At 69.4% G+C, this 17,347-nt stretch carries 17 protein-coding genes; 7 read left to right on the top strand and 10 right to left on the bottom strand.

What is annotated here, in order from left to right; translation table 11 throughout:
• Positions 1-147: 147 nt before the first annotated feature.
• The 5 genes from ACFWYS_RS32490 to ACFWYS_RS32510 all read right to left on the bottom strand — a co-directional run bounded on the left by ACFWYS_RS32490 (position 148) and on the right by ACFWYS_RS32510 (position 7,201).
• Positions 148-1,668, bottom strand: coding sequence for an FAD-binding oxidoreductase (locus ACFWYS_RS32490; RefSeq protein ID WP_384776493.1), 1,521 nt, complete (start codon positions 1,666-1,668; stop codon positions 148-150).
• A 123-nt stretch (positions 1,669-1,791) separates the two neighbouring features.
• Positions 1,792-3,549, bottom strand: a complete 1,758-nt coding sequence (locus ACFWYS_RS32495; RefSeq protein ID WP_384776495.1) for an NAD(P)/FAD-dependent oxidoreductase — start codon at positions 3,547-3,549, stop codon at positions 1,792-1,794.
• A gap of 108 nt (positions 3,550-3,657) precedes the next feature.
• Positions 3,658-5,124 carry an FAD-dependent monooxygenase gene (locus ACFWYS_RS32500; protein ID WP_384776497.1) on the bottom strand — a complete coding sequence of 489 codons (1,467 nt, stop codon included), beginning with the start codon at positions 5,122-5,124 and terminating at the stop codon, positions 3,658-3,660.
• Positions 5,125-5,299: 175 nt separating this feature from the next.
• The gene (locus ACFWYS_RS32505) at positions 5,300-5,695 is read right to left on the bottom strand and encodes a pyridoxamine 5'-phosphate oxidase family protein (RefSeq protein ID WP_384776499.1); all 396 of its coding nucleotides are present in this window, start codon (positions 5,693-5,695) and stop codon (positions 5,300-5,302) included.
• Between the two features lie 15 nt (positions 5,696-5,710).
• Positions 5,711-7,201: an MFS transporter gene (locus tag ACFWYS_RS32510; protein WP_384776501.1), complete on the bottom strand. Its 1,491-nt coding sequence runs from the start codon at positions 7,199-7,201 to the stop codon at positions 5,711-5,713.
• 145 nt (positions 7,202-7,346) lie between these two features.
• Here ACFWYS_RS32510 and ACFWYS_RS32515 point away from each other — a divergent pair, with 145 nt between their 5' ends.
• Complete coding sequence (locus tag ACFWYS_RS32515; protein ID WP_384776503.1) at positions 7,347-7,766, top strand: winged helix-turn-helix transcriptional regulator; 420 nt, start codon at positions 7,347-7,349, stop codon at positions 7,764-7,766.
• A gap of 33 nt (positions 7,767-7,799) precedes the next feature.
• Here ACFWYS_RS32515 and ACFWYS_RS32520 read toward each other — a convergent pair whose 3' ends face one another.
• From ACFWYS_RS32520 to ACFWYS_RS32530, 3 genes are read right to left on the bottom strand one after another with little or no spacing between them, the layout of a single operon-like run.
• The gene (locus ACFWYS_RS32520) at positions 7,800-8,351 is read right to left on the bottom strand and encodes a flavin reductase family protein (protein ID WP_384776505.1); all 552 of its coding nucleotides are present in this window, start codon (positions 8,349-8,351) and stop codon (positions 7,800-7,802) included.
• Positions 8,352-8,364: 13 nt separating this feature from the next.
• Positions 8,365-9,675 (bottom strand): cation:proton antiporter, encoded by a 1,311-nt coding sequence (locus ACFWYS_RS32525; RefSeq protein ID WP_384776507.1) that lies wholly within the window; start codon positions 9,673-9,675, stop codon positions 8,365-8,367.
• Positions 9,672-10,115: a nuclear transport factor 2 family protein gene (locus ACFWYS_RS32530; protein ID WP_384776509.1), complete on the bottom strand. Its 444-nt coding sequence runs from the start codon at positions 10,113-10,115 to the stop codon at positions 9,672-9,674. The genes ACFWYS_RS32525 and ACFWYS_RS32530 overlap by 4 nt, the downstream gene beginning before the upstream one ends.
• Before the next feature lie 237 nt (positions 10,116-10,352).
• Between ACFWYS_RS32530 and ACFWYS_RS32535 the strand changes: the two genes are divergently transcribed.
• Together ACFWYS_RS32535 and ACFWYS_RS32540 are read left to right on the top strand one after the other, a co-directional pair.
• On the top strand, positions 10,353-11,045 hold the full coding sequence (locus ACFWYS_RS32535; protein WP_384776511.1) for an antibiotic biosynthesis monooxygenase family protein: 693 nt from the start codon (positions 10,353-10,355) through the stop codon (positions 11,043-11,045).
• A gap of 63 nt (positions 11,046-11,108) precedes the next feature.
• Positions 11,109-11,813 carry a response regulator transcription factor gene (locus ACFWYS_RS32540; RefSeq protein ID WP_384776513.1) on the top strand — a complete coding sequence of 235 codons (705 nt, stop codon included), beginning with the start codon at positions 11,109-11,111 and terminating at the stop codon, positions 11,811-11,813.
• Positions 11,814-11,869: 56 nt separating this feature from the next.
• On the opposite strand, the gene ACFWYS_RS32545 is transcribed toward ACFWYS_RS32540, so the two are convergent.
• Complete coding sequence (locus ACFWYS_RS32545) at positions 11,870-12,616, bottom strand: ScbR family autoregulator-binding transcription factor (RefSeq protein WP_384776515.1); 747 nt, start codon at positions 12,614-12,616, stop codon at positions 11,870-11,872.
• 183 nt (positions 12,617-12,799) lie between these two features.
• Between ACFWYS_RS32545 and ACFWYS_RS32550 the strand changes: the two genes are divergently transcribed.
• The gene (locus ACFWYS_RS32550; RefSeq protein WP_384776517.1) at positions 12,800-13,828 is read left to right on the top strand and encodes a ScbA/BarX family gamma-butyrolactone biosynthesis protein; all 1,029 of its coding nucleotides are present in this window, start codon (positions 12,800-12,802) and stop codon (positions 13,826-13,828) included.
• Entirely contained in the window at positions 13,825-14,808 is a 984-nt protein-coding gene (locus ACFWYS_RS32555; protein WP_384776519.1) for an NAD-dependent epimerase/dehydratase family protein, read from the top strand. Before ACFWYS_RS32550 ends, ACFWYS_RS32555 begins: the two co-directional genes overlap by 4 nt.
• 20 nt (positions 14,809-14,828) lie before the next feature.
• Here the strand turns inward: ACFWYS_RS32555 and ACFWYS_RS32560 are convergent, their stop codons facing one another.
• Positions 14,829-15,539: a ScbR family autoregulator-binding transcription factor gene (locus tag ACFWYS_RS32560; RefSeq protein WP_384776521.1), complete on the bottom strand. Its 711-nt coding sequence runs from the start codon at positions 15,537-15,539 to the stop codon at positions 14,829-14,831.
• Positions 15,540-16,107: 568 nt separating this feature from the next.
• On the opposite strand from ACFWYS_RS32560, the gene ACFWYS_RS32565 reads away from it, so the two are divergent.
• Positions 16,108-16,857: a response regulator transcription factor gene (locus ACFWYS_RS32565; RefSeq protein ID WP_384776523.1), complete on the top strand. Its 750-nt coding sequence runs from the start codon at positions 16,108-16,110 to the stop codon at positions 16,855-16,857.
• Positions 16,858-17,254: 397 nt separating this feature from the next.
• On the top strand, positions 17,255-17,347 hold a 93-nt coding region (locus ACFWYS_RS32570; RefSeq protein ID WP_280842533.1), incomplete at its 3' end, for a biotin carboxylase N-terminal domain-containing protein.

Consider the following 17,347-nt stretch of genomic DNA (forward strand, 5'->3'; position numbering starts at 1 on the left):
GTGGTTCTATGTTTTTTTTTCGCGCGGGGGGGGTGTTGGTCGCGCCTGCGCCCTGGTGCCCCTACCGCGTTCAGTGACCTTCCGCCGCCCCCCGGGGGGGGGGGGGGGGCCCCGCCCCCCGGGGGCCCGGCCCCCCCCACGGGGTTTTCATGCGGCGCCTATGGACTGCGGGAAGCAGAAGAACCGGTTCGGGTCGTACTTGGACTTGATCCGGGTCAGCCGCGCGTAGTTCTCCGCGTAGTACGACGCCTTCCAGTCCTTCAGGGACGGGTCCATCCAGTTCTGGTAGGTCTCGCCGTTGGACAGCGGGTCGATCGTGGCGAAGCCGTTGTCGGCCCAGGCGTTCGCCACCGCCTTGGCCTCGTCGGTCACCTGGGCCGGGTCGTTGATCAGGACCCGGTAGTTGACCGAGAAGAGCGAGTCGCGGTGGACGTACGCCGTGGCGGTGCGCGACACCTCGTTGGCGGCGCCGCCGAAGAAGTGGAAGTCCAGGTAACGCGCCTGTCCCGCCCTGCGGTTCGCGTCGAACGCCGTCATCACGTCCGCCCAGCCGCTCGCCGCGTACGGCGCGCTGCCCATGCGGGTGCGCTCCAGGCCGTAGGACGGGCGGGACAGCGTGCCCGCCGGGGTCTTCTCGGAGCGCTGGCACTGGTCCTCGGTGAGGGTGGCACAGCCGAAGATCATCATCATGAGCTGCTGATACGTCATGACGCCGTCCTGGCGCTGGAGCGGGGCTCCGGTCAGCGCGAGCAACCGGGCCGCCTCACCGGCGAGTTCGGTGGGCGTGCCGCGGGAGGCGAGGAAGACGTTGGCCTGCGGCACCGAGCCGGGCGCGGCGTCGGGCTGCACCACGTAGGCGCCGCCGCCGATGGTGTGCGGGGCGTCCACCAGCCAGCGGGCGACTCCGTCGAGGACGTCGGCCATCCGGTCGTAGGGGAAGATCAGGTTGCTGATGGCCATCTGGTCGCCGCTGTGCGGGGTGACCGTGAACTTCGTGACGATGCCGAAGTTGCCGCCACCGCCGCCCCGCAGCGCCCAGAACAGGTCCGGGTACTGCGTCTCAGAGGTGGTCACCACGCGGCCGTCGGCCAGCACCACCTGGGCGGAGGTCACCGCGTCGCAGGCCATGCCCGTCGGCCGGGTCAGGAAGCCGAAGCCGCCGCCCTGCAGGAAGCCGCCGGCACACACGGTCGGGCAGCCGCCCTCGCTGACCACCAGGTGGTGCGGGGCCAGCGCGTTGAGGATGTTGACGTTCTGCGCGCCCGGGCCGATCTCCACCGACGAGGCGCTCTTCACCGTCACGGCGTTGAGCCGCGACACGTCGATGATCAGGCCCTGGGTGGTGGACCAGCCGCCGTAGTTGTGGCCGCCGCTGCGGACCGCCGTACGGACGCCGTAGTCCTGGGCGAAGCGCACACAGGCCGCGACGTCCGCCGGGCTCTGGCAGTAGGCGACCGCCTGCGGGTTGACCGCGTCGAACTGCCCCAGCTCCAGCTGGCGGGCGACGCTGTAGTAGGGGTCGGACGGCAGCACGAGCTTGCCGGAGAGCTTGCCCGCGAGGCGGCTCCACGGGGTCCCCGAGCCTTCGGCGGCGACCGGGGCGGCGGGTACGAGGGCGAGACCGGCGGCGGCGGATCCGGCGCCGAGCAGGGTTCTACGACTGATCACACGGTGTCCCAGAGTCGGAAGCGGTTGGATAGGAGAGAAGTCGGTGAGTGGGCCCGCACAGGGGTGGCACGTGGGGGTGGCACCACGGCCCTGTGCGGGCCTGCTGAGGGGATGCGGCGGCGGTCAGGAGACCTTCTTGCCGCGTACGGCGGACTTGGCGACGCCCTTGAGCATCGAGCGGCCCAGGTCGCGCATCTCCTTGGGGCCGTTGGTGCTCGCCCACCACATGAACTTGATCATCGTGGGGGTGGTGGCCCGGTAGAAGCGGTGGTCCTCGCCGTCCTTCCAGCCGAACGGCGTGTTCACCGACTCGCAGTCGTTGATGGCCTGGAAGACGATGTCGGCCGCCTTGTCGCCGTCGATCTCACCGGCCTCGTAGCGCTCGCAGGTCTCGGTGGTGACGTCGAGCAGGTGCTTGAAGGCGTGGCTGTCCGGCCACCACAGGCCCGGGTAGGGGGAGTTCTCCATCTCCCGGAAGTGCCGGTCGTCGCCGTCCAGGACGAACTCCTGGCGGGCCTGGATCTGCCGCATGGTGGCCGGCGTGGTGAAGCAGGCCCAGACCCGGAACACCGCGTTCCAGAGCCGGAAGTGGGAGAAGGAGATGTACGAGCTGTTGACGATCATGTCGTTGTAGGTGAGCAGCCCCTGCTCCAGCCGCTCGATGTACTCGAACCGCTTGGCCGAGAAGTCGTCGTCGCGCAGCGCCTCCAGGACCCGGTAGCACAGGGCGTCCACCACCTCGAAGGTGTTGGACAGACCGCGCGAGTACAGCGGGTCGACGAAGCCGGCCGCGTGCGACATCAGGCACCAGCGGTCGCCGATGGTCTGCTTCGACGAGTACTGGATCCGGTCCGGCGTCGATATCCACTCGCGCACCCGCGACGCGCCCTCGAACTGGCGCTTCACCGCCGGGTACTTGTCGAGGTAGTGGTTGAACTCCTCGTCCGGCGTCATGTCCTTGGGCTGCGGGTACAGCCGCTCGTCGAAGGTGAGGCCCACGCTGCACATCGGGTTGCGGGAGTCCTCGTGGTTGTCGAACGGGATGATCCAGAACCAGCCGCGCTCGATCAGATGGTGCAGGGTGCCGCCGTGGAACGGGGACTCGGCCGGGGGCCGAAGCGCCTCGGGGTAGTTGCACACGTCGTCGTACGGCTTGATGCCGACGTAGTGCGTGAACAGCGAGCGCGCGTGGTGCTTGAGCCGCGAGGGCTTCTCACGCAGGTCGAACTTCTGGGCGAGCGGGGAGCGGAAGCCGCTGGCGTCGATGAGGTACTTCGCGCGGAACACCTCGCCGCTCTGGCCGGTGACCGTCACGCCCTCGTCGTCGAAGTCCAGGTCGGTGGCGCGCCAGTTCTGGCGCAGGGTGCAGCCGTACTTGGCGGCGACGTTGAAGTAGTAGGTGTCGGTGTCCTGGCGGAACATGTGCGACGCCTCGGTGAGCATCTTCGGGATGACGAACATCGTCGCCTCGCGCGGGTCCGGCTCCCGGTCCGGGACATGCCGTACGAAGCCGAAGCTCTGCTTCCTGCCGTGGTGGGCGCCGATGTACTTGGTCACCGCCTTGACGTCGAGGAGGTGCTTGATCTCGGGGACGTCGTAGCGCACGGCGAGGATGTGCAGCCACTCCACGAGCTGCGGGTTCTGCGACTCACCGACCGCGAACCGCGGGTGCTGGCCGGCGTCGACGAGCACCACCTTCGCGCCCTGCCGGGCCAGGATCGCGCCCGTGATCGAACCGCCGATCCCGGCGCCCAGGATGATGACGTCACACTCGTTCCACTCGCCCGCCTTCGGCGCCGTCTTCACTGCGTCGGCCCTGGTGGGCATCTCTTTCTCGGCCTTGCCGGTCAACTCGGAACTCCTCTTCTGACGTACGTTCATGGCAGCGCCCCAAGGGGCGCGGGGAACTGCGCGACCAGCCACGACGGCGCCGCAGACGCTGGCCGGCCCATCGCGGCACTTCCCATCGCGGTCCTTCGCGCGGAGCGCCTAGCTGCCCGCAGGGCCGAACCACCGCTGGAGTGCCTCGGCCAGACCGGCGGAGCCACCCGTGCCGACCCAGGCGATGTATCCGTCGGGCCGCACCAGCAGGTCCGCGGCCGGGGCGGCGGGATCGGGCCGGGACGCGGCGACGACGTCCACGCGGTCGGCCCAGCCGGCGGCGGCCGCGGTGAGGGCCTCGCCGCCGCGCAGGTTCAGCAGCAGCGGACGGCCCCGGGTGAGCAGCGCGTAGGTGCTGGTCTTCTCGTCGCCGACGAGCAGCTCCTGGTCGGGCAGCCGGCGGCCGAGCAGCGGGTGGTCGCCCTCGCCCATGTCGTAGGTGATGTCCAGGCCGGTGACCAGGCCGACCAGATGGCGGCGGACCGCCTCGATGCCGACCAGTTCGCCGAAGAGCTCACGCAGCGGCTGCATCTCGGGGCCGCCGAGGTAGAGGGAGCGCTGCACCAGGGTGTTGGCGACGATGCGGCCGCCGACCGGGTGGCGCTCGCTCTGGTAGGTGTCCAGCAGGCCCTCGGGGGCGTGGCCCTTGAGCTCGGCGGCCAGCTTCCAGCCGAGGTTGACGACGTCGCCGACGCCGGCGCTGATTCCCTGGGCGCCGATGGGCAGATGGATGTGGGCGGCGTCGCCCGCGAGGAAGACCCGGCCCTTGCGGTACTCGGCGGCCTGACGGCTGGCGTCGGTGAAGTAGCTGGTCCACAGCGGCTGGTGGCCGGTGATGTCCTCGCCGGTGACGCGCTGGAAGGCGGCGGCGACCTCGGGGAAGGTGGGCGGCTCCTGGGTCGGGCGGACACCGGCGCCGCGCTCGAAGACGACGACGCGGGTGGCCTTCGGGCCGAGCGGGAGCACCACGACCATGCCGGACTCGCCGACCTCGCCGGTCGGGCGGATGCGCAGCTCGTTGGTGGCGACGTCGGCCATCAGCATCTCGATGGTGGCGCTGGTGCCGGGGAAGTCGATGCCGGCCAGCCGGCGCACGGTGGAGCGGGCGCCGTCACAGCCGACGAGGTAGGCGGCGTGCAGCGTCTCGGTGCCGTCGGAGCCCGCGACCTCCACCGTGACGCCCTCGTCGTCCTGGGTCATGCCGACGACCTCGTGCCCGCGGCGGATCTCGGCGCCGAGACCGGTCGCCCACCTGTGCAGAATTGCCTCGGTGCGCGACTGCGGAACACCCCGGACGCCGAAATTGCCGCCCTCGATGATTTGATAGTCGATGGGGAGTCCACCGAAATGCCCGAAGGGTATCGTCTCCAGTTCACCGAATTCATCGAGAAGTCCGCGCTGCCCGAACTCCTCGATCGTGCGGGCGGAGAATCCGAGCGCCCGGGACTGCTGCATGGGCTCGGCCAGCCGGTCGAGCACCACCACCGAAAGCCCGGCCAGGCGGAGTTCACCGGCGAGCATCAGTCCGGAAGGTCCGGCCCCGGCGACAATCACGTCGGCATGAAAACGGTTCATGTTTCCTCTCCCAGTGGATTTTTCTCCAGTATTCCGGGGGAGTGCGAGAAGCTGAACTGCCGCAAGTACAGGTCTCTGACAAGTTTCGTCAGAGGTTCTGCAGTTCGGTCAGGCGGTGGAAATAAACGAGGGTGCCGGACGGACTTCCGGCACCCTCGGTCGGTCTCGGGCCGGCTCAGATCAGGCCCATCACCTTGTCGATCTCGATCTCGATCACGATCAGGCCCGGCGGCTCCGGCGGCGGCGTCCAGTACCGCTTGGCGTAGCGCCGTACGCCCTCCTGGACCCGGATCGGGTCGTCATGGACGGTGGCGGTGCCCTCCAGGGTGAGCCAGCGGGGGCCCACCGTCTGGCAGAGGGAGGCCCGGCCGCCGGGTGCGGCCAGCACGTTCCTGGCCTTGCGCCGGGTCACCGCGGTCATCACCCGGGCCAGTCCCGCCTCACCGTCCCAGGTGAAACGCACGGGCGTCACATGGGGCGAGCCGTCGGGGCGGAGCGTGGTGAAGGTGCACAGCTGGTTCTCGGCGAGGAAGTCCTCGGCCGCGGGGGACAAACGCGGTGACGTCGGCATCAGGGGTTTCCGTTCTCAGGTGTTGGCGGGAGCGGCGGCCGGCTGGTCCGATGCCTTGGTGAGGGGCAGCAGGATCAGCGTCAGCACAAGCCCGGCCACGGCGAAGCAGGCACCCGCGAGGAACGCGTCGTGGAAGACCTCGGTGCGCGCCTGGGTCACCCGCGCGGGCACCCCGTCCGCCCACTTGGTCAGCTCATCGACCTGGCGGAAGGCGTAGGTGGCGGCCACGGCGAGACCGAGGGCGCCGCCGACCTCCTGCGCGGTGTTGATGAGACCGGCCGACAGACCGGACTCGTCCTCCTCGGTGCCGGTGAACGCCGCCACCTGCACCGGCACGAACGACAGACCGAGGCCGAGACCGGAGAGCAGGAACGCGGGCAGCAGGTCCACGGCGTAGGAGGCGTCGGACGGCGCCCGCCACAGCAGGAACATGCCCACGCTGGTCAGCGCCAGACCGACCATCAGCACCGGCTTCGCGGCGATCTTGGTCACCAGCTGGGAGGCGACACCCGCGCCGACCGCGACGATCACGGCGAGCGGGACATAGGCCAGACCGGTCTTCAGGGCCGACCAGTTGAGGACCTGCTGCATGAACAGGCTGGCGAAGAAGAACAGCGTGACGCAGGTGCCGAGCAGCAGGACGGCGACGACGTTGGAGGCGCGCAGCGACTTGCGCTTGAAGACGCCGAGCGGGATCAGCGGTGCCTTGGCGCGGCGCTCGATCAGCACGAACGTGATGAGCAGGACCGCGGAGAGGGCGAAGCCGCCGTAGACGCGGCCCGCCGGGATGTCGGCGTCGCTGACGGTCTGGCCGAGGCTGAAGATCAGCAGCACCAGGCCGGCGGTCAGGGTCACGGCACCGGCGACGTCGAAGGAGCTGCTGCGCTCGGCGGCACGGCTCTCACCGACGATGCGCGGCGCGATCAGCGCGCAGACCAGGCCGATCGGCACGTTGATGAAGAAGATCCAGCGCCACCCGGGGCCGTCGGTGAGCAGACCGCCGAGGGTGACACCGGCGACGGCGGCGATACCGCTCAGCGCGCCCCAGGCACCCAGCGCCTTGTTGCGCTCGGCGCCCTCCTCGAAGTTGTTGGCGAGCAGGGACAGCGCGGCCGTCGCGATGAACGCGGCACCCAGACCCTGGGCACCGCGCGCCACGATCAGCATCGCCGCGCTCTGCCCGAACCCGGCGAGCAGGGAGGACAGGGCGAACAGGATCAGGCCGGTCTGCAGCATCCGGCGGCGGCCGAAGGCGTCGGCCAGCCGGCCGGTCAGCAGCAGGAAGCCGCCGAGCAGCATGCCGTAGGTCGTCACGATGTACTGCAACGACGTCTGGGAGATGTTGAGTTCGTCCTCGATGGTCGGCAGGGCCACGTTGACGATCGACACATCGAGGAAGGTCATGAACCCGGCCAGGCAGAGGAACGCCAGGATGAGTCCCGGGCGGTGCGGCGGGGCCGATTCGTGGGCGTGGCGCGGAAGACGCAGCGACTCTTGGGTCGACATGTCGCTCCTAATGGAGGGGACGGAAGGGGACACGGAAAGACATGGCGCGGGACCGGGAGCGGCGGGCCACTCACCGTCTTCCGGGAAGCTAGCATCCTGGGTAAAGTAGGTACCTAGAGGAAAGTGACTTCCTGGGAGGGTCCGAATGGGCAGCACCGGCGCCATGAGCAGTGCCACCACACAGGGCGGAAAGGTCGACTCGGAGCTGGCGTGTCCGGTCTCCCCGGTGGTCGACATCGTCTTCAGCCGCTGGACGACGCCGATCCTGTGGACGCTGCACGAGTTCGGCCGGCAGCGGTTCGTCGAGCTCCAGCGCAACATCCGCACCATCACGCCGAAGGTGCTCACCCAGCGGCTGCGCCAGATGGAGCGGGACGGCCTGGTGGTGCGCACGTACCACCCCGAGGTGCCGCCCCGGGTCGAGTACGAGATCAGCGAACTCGGCCGCAGCCTGGCGCCGATCTTCGCCCACCTCGCCGACTGGTCCGCGGAGAACCTGCGGAAGGTCGAGCGGGCCAGGCAGGAGTTCGACACGGCGGACGAGCAGGCTTCTGCGCTGCGGTGATGCGGCCTTGGGGCCTGATCCGCCGGACAGGCCCTAACCGCGGGTCGGCGCCGGGACGTCGGTGTCCAGGACGCGCATCGCGCCCTTGTAGAACACCAGCGGGTCGGTCTCCTCGGTGGAGGTGCCGAGCGCGGTGACCTCGCCGACCAGGATGGCGTGGTCGCCGCCGTCGTACTCCTCGGCGAGGCGGCACTCCAGGAAGGCCAGCGCCTCGGTGAGGACCGGCAGTCCGGCCGTGGAGCGATGGTGCGGGACCTCCGTCAACTGGGCCGACTCGCGGCCCGCGAACTTCCAGGCGAGCCCTTCCTGACTGCGGGTCAGAAAGTTCACCACGAAGCCCCGGGACCGCTGCAGCACCGGGCGCAGCCGGGACTGCCGGTGCAGACAGAACAGCACCAGCGGCGGGTCCAGCGAGACGGACGTGAAGGAGTTCACCGTGGTGGCGGCGCCGTCCTGCGGGCCGCCGGTGGTGATCACGGTGACGCCGGTGGCGAAGTTGCCGCACACGGTGCGCAACGCGCGGCCGTCGACCGGCTGTTGCGGCAGGTGCCGGCCGTGCTGGGACAACGGCTGGACGGGTATCACTTGAGCCCCTTCGTCAGGTGCGCGGCGCGGTCGCGTCCGCGACGGGTGCAGAAACCTTGTCGGTCACGCCTGCCGTGAGGTGCTCGCGCCGGGACAGCAGCGGGGCCGCCATCGCCGTCGTCACCAGGGCCATGATCACCAGCATGGTGAACATCCGTCCGTCGAGCACTCCGAGGCTCACGGCGGCGTTGAGGATGATGAGTTCGGTCAGACCGCGGGTGTTCATCAGCACGCCCAGGTCCTTGGCCTCCCGCCAGGACAGGCCGGACAGCCGGGCCGGGACGATCGCGCCCAGCAGCTTGCCCGTGCAGGCCACGGTGATGACCAGGGCCAGCGCCAGTAGGTCGGTCGCGGTCAGGGCGCCGAGGTCGACACCGAGACCGGTGACGATGAAGAACACCGGCAGCAGTACGACACTGACGTCGTCCAGCGGCCGGCGCAGGTTCGCCGCGAGCACCCGCCTGGGCTCGCGCGGCATGATGAAGCCGAACAGGAACGCGCCGAAGATCTGGTGGATGCCGATCCACGAGGTCAGCCACGACGAGGCGAACACCCCGGCGCACAGCACCGCGAGCAGCACGCTCCAGCGCTCCATCGCGGCCCACCGCCACACCAGCCGGGCCACCAGCGGCCGCACCACCAGGAACATCAGTGCGACATAGACGACGCTGAGCGCCCCGATCCGGGCCAGGCCCGCATAGTCGCCGTCCGAGCTGACCAGCGCCGACACATACGCCAGCAGACACCAGGCCAGCACGTCGTCGATCGCGGCGCTGGCCAGCGACAGGGCGCCGACCCGGGTGTCCATCAGCCGGTTCTCGGTCAGGATCCGCGCCAGCACCGGGAACGCCGTCACCGACATCGCGGTGCCCATGAAGGTGGCGAACGCGATGAACGAGATGTGCTTCCCGGCCACCGTGTCGTGGTGCGGATACAGCACGACCGCCGCGGCGACGCCCAGCCCGAAGGCCAGCACGATGGACGACAGCGAGACGCCGGCCGCCAGGCGTGCGTACGGCCGTATCAGCCGCCGTTCGAACTCCCAGCCCACCACGAACATGAACAGCACCAGGCCGACCTGGGAGACCGCTGACAGCAACGGCCGTACGTCGGCCGGGAACAGACGTCCCGTCAGATCGCCGGGCAGCAGACCGAGCAGGCTCGGGCCGAGCACGATGCCGGCGGTGATCTCGCCGATCACCTTGGGCTGGCCCAGCTTCCGGGCGAGCGCCCCGAGCGCGGCGCCGACCAGCAGGATCACCCCGATGCCGAGCAGCATGGTCGCGATCTGCGCCTCCTGGATCCCGGCCGCCAGGGAGGTCATCGGTCGCCCTTCGGCCGGGGCGGCGTGCCCGTCGCCCACACCAGCCGGAACGACAGCTCCGTCAGCCGCCAGCCCCGTTCGGTGCGCCGGGCCGCGCCGTGCACGAGAGTGCCGGAGACGAACAGCGGGTCGCCGGGCGTGTCCGGGTGGTGTACGTGGGTGGAGACCAGGTTGGCGCGCAGCACCGCCTGCTCGTCGCCGGAGAGGTCCACGACCGCCGGGGAGTTGAGATGCTGGGTGCGCGCGAACGCGTCGAGTGCCTGCCGGTGCCAGTCGGCGAGCCCCTCGACGCCCTCGTGCCGGGCCATCGGGAACTCCACGCGGGCGTCGTCACTGAACAGGGCGCGCGCCCACGCGTCGTCGAGTTTCTCCTCGTCGAGACCGATGAGATATCGGTCCAGCAGAGTGCTGATTTCGGCGGTTGCCGTGACGGAATTCATTACCCGAGCATCGCGTGCGGGCCAATGGGCACCCAAGAGCACTTGTCCAAGACCTGACGTACCTACCGAAGATCTGACCCTGCGGGAACAGACCTGACAATCCGCGCGCAGACCTGAACAGAACGCTCTTCAACCGGACTTGATGCCTTGTCATGCTGGTCGGGAAGCAAGACGCAAAGACCCAGAATTTCGAGTTCTGCTTCTTTCATCAACCGATCGACCGGAAGAGAAGAGAGAATGCCGAAGATCACAGCCGAGGGTAAGAACCTGACCGTGCTCAACCTGTTCTCGACCGACTCCGCCGAGAAGCAGGACAGCCTGCTCGCCGCGATGCGCGAGATCGTCGACGCCGCGGCCTACGACGGCTGGATCTCCAGCACCGTGCACAGCGGGCAGACCAAGTTCGGCACCGCCAACTTCATCCAGTGGCGCTCCACCGAGGACCTGGAGGCCCGTTACGCCGGCGAGGAGTTCAAGCACCGCACGCTGCCGCTGTTCGGTGAGATCACCACGGCGATCCGGCTCCTGCAGAACGAGGCGGTCTTCACCCAGGTCAAGCCGGGTGCGGGGCCGACCGAGATCGGGCCGGAGCGCGAGGACTACACGGTCATCGACCTGTACGGCGTCGCCGAGAAGCACCAGGACGACCTGGTCGAGACGCTCGGCGCGTCCCAGGACTGGCTCCAGAAGGTCCCGGGCTACCGCAGCCACACGGTGCTGCGCGGTCTGCGCGGCCGTGGCATCGAGGGCAAGTGGGTCGTCGTCTACGCGCAGTGGGACAGCAAGGAGGCCTACGACGCCTTCCGCGAGCAGGCGGCCGAGGACCGGTCGGCGGAGCGCCGGAAGATCGACGCCAAGGTGGACGCCCTGGCGATCTGGCGGGACTCCAACACCTACCGCGTGGTGCACACCCGGTCGGCGGGCGAGTGAGGGACCGGGCCGTCGGCCCCGGGCGCGTGGCGCTCAGGGGGCACGGCCCGGCGTGGAGAGCAGATGCGCGTACTTGTGATCGACCCGGATGACGGGACCGCCGAGCCGCTGGTCTGCCGCCTGGTGCGCAACGGCCATCAGGTCCGGCGGGCGCGTACCGGACGGGCCGGCCTCCAGAAGTGGGAGCAGGCCGAAGTCGTCCTGCTCGACCTGGAGTTGCCGGACCTCGACGGTCTGCAGGTGTGCGCCGAGATCCGGGCCCGCGGCAACACCCCGCTGATCACCTTCACCAGCAAGGACTCCGAGCTGGACCGGGTGCTCAGTCTGCGGTCGGGTGCGGACGACTGTCTGGTGAAGCCGTACGGGTTCCGGGAGCTGATCGCCCGGATGGACGCGGTGGCACGGCGCGTCGTCACGGGCGGGGGTCCGGCCGGAGTGTCCTGCGGGGCCCTGCGGCTGGACCCCGGCACCCGGGAGGTGTGGCTCGGGGAACAGCCGCTGGAGCTGACCCGCAAGGAGTTCGACATCCTCCTGCTGCTGGCCTCGGCACCGGAGACGGTGGTCTCCCGCCGGGACCTGATCGCCGGGGTCTGGGCGGACGAGTGGGTCATCTCCACGCGCACCGTGGACACCCATGTCAGCGCCCTGCGCGCCAAGCTGGGCGAGGGCTGGATCACCACGGTCCGCGGCATCGGCTACCGCCTGGAGGACACCGGCCGCACCACCCCACCGCCGGGCCGTGCGGGGCCCGGCGGGACGGCCGGCTGAGCGGGCCGGCCGGGGCGGCCGTTCCGTGCGGGCCGGCCCGGCTCCCGGTACGCCGGTCAGGCGGCGCTGCCCTCCCCCTCCGGGGCGGAGGCGGCGTCCCGCTCGGCGGCGTCGTCGTACTCCTCGTCGCCCGGCGCGCCCTCCTCGTCCAGTGCGGCCTCGCGCGACGCGAGGAGGGACACCGCCCGGTCGGAGGTCAGCTCCAGCGTCGGGAGCAGCTGCGGCATCGCGACACTCGGCAGGAGATGACGGAACATGGCGATCACCCGGCGCGTCAGGTCCTTGCGCTGGCACAGCACCTGGGACGTCCACTGGATGCCGGTGAACGACCCCGAGAGCAGCTCCGCCGTCTCCGCCGGGTCCACGTGCGGCAGCAGCTCCCCGCGCTCGCGCGCCTCGACCAGCAGCTCGGTCAGCCGGTCCGCCCACGACTGGAACGGCCTGCCGTGAAAGGGGTTGCCGCCCTCGGCGCTCTCGCTCCACTGGTCCATGGCGAGACCGACGCTGGCCCGGGTCAGCGGGTCGTACTGCAGCTGGTGCGCGAACAGCAGCCCCTGGTCGACGAGTTCCTGCAGCTTCGTGCGCTGCGGAGGCAACGGGCCCAGCTCCAGCTGGGCCGCTATCACCCCGAGGGCCAGATCCTCCTTGGAGGTGAAGTGGAAGTAGAGCGCGCCCTTGGTGACCCCCGCGCGGGCGATGATCTCCGTGATGGTCGCTGTGCTGTACCCACGCTCGTCGAACACCTCGGCGGCCGCCAGCAGGATCGACTTACGGGTCTGGATTGCTCTTGCTTGACGTGCCATGCCTCAGTGCCTGTTTCTATGTCAGAGCTTGGTCAGGTCCCCGCGCAAAGAGAACCGGACTGTCAGTCTTTTGTCGAGGGGGGGAGTGATCCCCTCATGTATCGACACAGGGGGCAATCCATGTCTGATGCCGTGATATCCGTTGTCAACCGACTTGTTGAGTCTTATACGTCTCTGGATTCGGTGCAGGAACGATCCGACACCGCCCCAGGGACCGTCCAGGCCCGCCCCACCGCTCTGCGCACCGGACGACCCGCGGCGATCCTCGCCGAAAACTCCGCCGCACGGCCCGCATACCGGACCGACTCCCCGGTTCTGACACCCGACGGTCTGGCCACCGGCGAGCTCTGCCACCGCCCCGACCCCGAGGACCGTTTCCCCCTGGACTGGCTGCAGCTCGCCGAGCACCGCTATCTCGTCTCGGTGAACTGGCCCGCCGCACACCGCTTCTTCGCCCCGCGCCCCGACGGCCGCCAGGACCCGCTGATCGTCGCCGAGACCACCCGGCAGGCCACGATGATGCTGGCCCACGCGGAGTTCGGCGTCCCGGTCGGCGACCAGTTCGTGATGCGGGAACTCGGATACCGGATCGAGACACCGGACTTCACCGTGCACGAGGCCTCGGGCGCGATCGACGTCGTTGTCGAGTGCTCCGACGTCCAGCTGCGTGCCGGGCGCCTCGTCGGCATGCGGGTCGACCTGCGCTTCCAGCGGCTGGGCCGGCTGCTCGCCACCAGCATGGGCATCCTCTTCTGCACCTCCGCCCGCGTCTACAACAGGCTGCGCGCCGAGCGGCTGACCGCAGTGGGCCGCCCGGTGCCGCTGCTTCCCGCCGTCGCCCCGCACCAGACCGGCCGCGCCGACCACGAGGACGTCGTCCTCGCCCTCTCCAAGCACCGCCCCGGCTGGCGGCTCCGCCTGAACACCGCGCACCCCACCCTCTTCGCCCGCCCCAACGACCACGTCCCCGGCATGGTGCTCCTCGAAGCGGCCCGGCAGGCCGCCACCGTCCTCACCCCCGGGCACGACTTCCACGCCGCGTCGATGCGGGTCGCCTTCCACAAGTACTGCGAACTCGACGAGCCCTGCTGGATCCTGGCGCGGCACGACACCGACGCGGACCAGGGCGCCGTGCTGCGGGTGCAGGGTCTGCAGCAGGAGGAACCCGTCTTCACCGCGACGCTCGGCGGCGCCGTACGGGACAAGGGGTGAGCCGGCGCGTCCTGGTGACGGGTTCCGGCGGTTTCGTCGGCCTGCATGTGGTCGCCGCGGCCCGCGTCGCGGGGGGCGTCCGGCTGCGCCTGCTGGTCCGCACACCACCGTCGGCGACTGACTCGCCCACGGCCGGCGGCCCACCGTTTCCGACCGAGGCCCCGGCCGACGACGTCCCGGTCGAGTACGTACGGGGCGACCTCACCGATCCCGGCTCGCTGCGCGGTGTCTGCGACGGCGTCGACGCCGTGGTGCACTGCGCGTCCCAGGTCGGTGGCGACCCCGGACTACTGCACCGGGTCAACGACCTGGGCACGCTCGCCCTGGTCGAGGAGGCCCGCCGGGCCGGGGTCGGGCAGTTCGTGTACCTGAGTACGGCGGCGGTCCACGGCCGGGGTCCGTTCCGCGAGGTGCGGCCCGGGCAGGCGCCGATCGCGCCCGTGTCGGACACCAGCCGGACCAGGGCGGCGGCCGAGCGCCATGTCCTCGCGACGGGCGGCACGGTCCTGCGCCCGCATCTGGTCTACGGGGCGGGGGACCGCTGGGTGGTGCCCGGCGTCCTGACGCTGCTGCGCGCGCTCGGGGCCCGGCCGCGGGGGCCGCTCGGCCGGCAGTCGGTGATCGACGCGGGCACTCTCGGCCACGTACTGCTTTCGGTCGCGCTGGCACCGGCGGTCCCCGGGGGCCGTGTCCATTTCGTCGGCCACCCGGATCCGGTGCCGGGAGATGAACTGCTGACGGTGGTCGCCGAAACGTACGGTCTCTTTCCGGAGTCGGTTCCCGCCATTCCGCCTGAAACCGCCCATGCCCGGCTCCGCGACCACCCGCTCGCCCGGCATCACCTCGAACTGCTGACGGTGGACCACTGGTTCACCGACGAACGGGTGTGGACCGACCTCGGCCACGACCCCGGACCGGTGTTCGCCGAGCGCTTCGCCCGGTACGCCGAGTGGTACCGGAACCCGAGGCCGGTCCCCTAAGGCCTGGCCCCGGGCCCGGATCACATCACCCCCGATGTCGCCGCCTCCGTGGCGATCGCCTCCTCCGGATCGCAGGGCAGATAACGCGACGCCGCCACCGCGTAGTCGACCACGTCCCTCGTGCCGCCGGGTTGCAGTCCGCCGAGCAGGTCGGGCGCGGCGAGCCCCGGCAGGAAGCCCTGCCAGAATCCGGTGAAGGCGAGCCGGGTCCGGTCCCCCTCACCCCCCTTTATCAGTACGCCGATGCCGGTCGTCGCGGCGACGATGGCACAGGTCAGTGCCTGCAGATGGACCTGCGCCGCGAGGCCGCCGTTCTGCCGTGCGTGGTTCAGCAGGCGCTGGACGCAGGCGTGCCAGGCGTGGATGAACTGCTCCCGGCCCTTGCGGGACCGGTCGTTGTCCAGCCGCAGCCCGGCCCGCGACACCACGTCCCAGGACAGCAGCTGGCCCAGGGTGTGCGAGATGTCGGTGAGGGCCTGAAGCGGCTCGGAGTTCTTCTCGTACGCGAGGCGCGAGGCGCGCCACAGGGTGCCGCGCGCCTCACTGACGACCGCCTGCGCCAGGTCCTCCTTGTTCGCGAAGTGGAAGTGCAGCGCGCCCGTGCTCATGTTGGCGCGCGCGCTGATGTCGGAGAGCCTGGCCGAGGCATAGTCCTCGCGGTCGAAGACCTCCGCCGCCGACTTCAACATCAGCCGGCGGGTGCGGATCGCCCTCTCCTGTTGTAGTCCCACCTGCGTGAATCCTTTCATCCCACGGTCCAGGAAACGGACTTGAAGGTTTGTTTGTTGGTCCCGGGTGCCCCTGCCGGGGGAGCGCCGGTCCCGCCGGTCGCCCTCGTCCTTGTCGACACACCGTCAATACTGCCCAGAAGATCACACTTTCCCACCTCATGACCAGGGCGCTGGGGAAAGTGGAAGGAGGGAATCAGTCGACCGAGAACATCCTGGACGGTCTACCACCGTGGCCTGGGATGCGCAACGCATCGGGCGAAGCAGACCGTTGATGCTGGTTGTTCCTCGATCTACCGGTGAGTATGGCCAGCCGTTGACGCGCAGAACAAACCGCAGTGGCCGTCAGTGGTCGTTTGCACTTGGTTCACGGTCGAAATTTACCCACTTACAAGATCGCGAATTCTGTTCCCGATCACGCCATGGAGCGGAATTGATCCTTCATGTCGGTCCAACTCTGGCAAACACGGCATCAGTTGTCACAGCCGGTGAGTTTACCTAGTCTTTTTTTGACAAACCGAGAGGTAGGTTTTTAGGCTCGACAAGCTGAAGCGCTCGAAGCGGTAACTACATGTTCAGGGGGAGAGCAGTGAGCCAACGCGCAACGAGCAGCACTCTGGAGTACCGAAATCCCACCCCACAGCAGATACGCAGGTCGTCCGCCAACTGGCGGGTTCTGGTGGTCGAGAACAACGTCGGTGACATGGAGGCACTGGCCGCCGGACTGCGACGGCACGGACACCACGTCGAGGGGGTCGGGACGGGGAACGCCGCTCTGCAGGCCTACCAGGTCTCGGACATCGTCCTGCTGGATCTCGAACTGCCCGACCTGGACGGCCTGGAGGTGTGCCGCTCGATCCGCTCCCTGAGTGACGTGCCGCTCATCGCCGTCACCGGGTGGGGTACGGAGCTGGACCGCGTCCTGGGTCTTCAGGCCGGCGCGGACGACTACCTCGTCAAGCCGTACGGCTTCCGGGAGTTGATGGCCCGTATGGACGCCGTCATGCGTCGTTCACGTCCGCAAGTGCAGACGGAGCAGGTCATCTCGCGCGGGCCGCTGCGTATCGACGCCGCCTCGCGCGAGGTCAGTCTGCACGAACGGGTCGTGGAGGTCACGCGCAAGGAGTTCGATCTGCTCTACCTCCTCGCCTCCCATCCGGAGACCGTGATCTCACGCAAGCTCATCATGCAGCAGGTCTGGGGAGGTTCCTGGTCCCGGCGCACGGTGGACACGCATGTGAGCAGCCTGCGCGGCAAGCTGGGGGGCAGCGACTGGATCGTCACCGTGCGCGGAGTGGGGTTCCGCTTCGGGAACTGCTGACATCCGGCCGGCGGGATGTGACGGGCATCTCCGCCGGCCAATCGAAAAGGGCGGGCTCCATGGTGGAGCCCGCCCTTTCGTATGCGCGCCGTATGCCCGCCGTATGCGCGAAGACGGCTCGACGGGCCGCTTTCCACGGGGTTTTCGACGAGGCTTCGACGGGGTTCTGCCGGAGGTCCGCCGGGGCCTCTGACCATTCCCTGACACTTGCCTGGCGCTGCGCCAACAAAGCCGTACGGCGTCTGAGGATCTGGTCCGAAGGCTTAATTGGTGGCTGTTGAAGGCGCCCGGGCCGTGCGGTGAGGATGGACGGGTATTCAGGCGAACGCTCGGGATGGGGATTCCCCCCGGCCGCTTGATCATCCCAGAATTCCTGCCGTTTGAGGAGAGGGCCGTCGTGCGCAAGGTGCTCATCGCCAACCGTGGCGAAATCGCTGTCCGCGTGGCCCGGGCCTGCCGGGATGCCGGGATCGCGAGCGTGGCCGTATAC

Source organism: Streptomyces sp. NPDC059010, assembly GCF_042740355.1.
Classification (GTDB): domain Bacteria; phylum Actinomycetota; class Actinomycetes; order Streptomycetales; family Streptomycetaceae; genus Streptomyces.

Bases quoted from the DNA above. Each gene is read 5' to 3' on its own strand.
- ACFWYS_RS32495 (WP_384776495.1), bottom strand. From the start codon at position 3,549: ATGAACGTACGTCAGAAGAGGAGTTCCGAGTTGACCGGCAAGGCCGAG.
- ACFWYS_RS32530 (WP_384776509.1), bottom strand. From the start codon at position 10,115: ATGAATTCCGTCACGGCAACCGCCGAAATCAGCACTCTGCTGGACCGA.
- ACFWYS_RS32515 (WP_384776503.1), top strand. From the start codon at position 7,347: ATGGGCAGCACCGGCGCCATGAGCAGTGCCACCACACAGGGCGGAAAG.
- ACFWYS_RS32510 (WP_384776501.1), bottom strand. From the start codon at position 7,201: ATGTCGACCCAAGAGTCGCTGCGTCTTCCGCGCCACGCCCACGAATCG.
- ACFWYS_RS32565 (WP_384776523.1), top strand. From the start codon at position 16,108: ATGTTCAGGGGGAGAGCAGTGAGCCAACGCGCAACGAGCAGCACTCTG.
- ACFWYS_RS32535 (WP_384776511.1), top strand. From the start codon at position 10,353: ATGCCGAAGATCACAGCCGAGGGTAAGAACCTGACCGTGCTCAACCTG.
- ACFWYS_RS32545 (WP_384776515.1), bottom strand. From the start codon at position 12,616: ATGGCACGTCAAGCAAGAGCAATCCAGACCCGTAAGTCGATCCTGCTG.
- ACFWYS_RS32500 (WP_384776497.1), bottom strand. From the start codon at position 5,124: ATGAACCGTTTTCATGCCGACGTGATTGTCGCCGGGGCCGGACCTTCC.
- ACFWYS_RS32525 (WP_384776507.1), bottom strand. From the start codon at position 9,675: ATGACCTCCCTGGCGGCCGGGATCCAGGAGGCGCAGATCGCGACCATG.
- ACFWYS_RS32540 (WP_384776513.1), top strand. From the start codon at position 11,109: ATGCGCGTACTTGTGATCGACCCGGATGACGGGACCGCCGAGCCGCTG.
- ACFWYS_RS32505 (WP_384776499.1), bottom strand. From the start codon at position 5,695: ATGCCGACGTCACCGCGTTTGTCCCCCGCGGCCGAGGACTTCCTCGCC.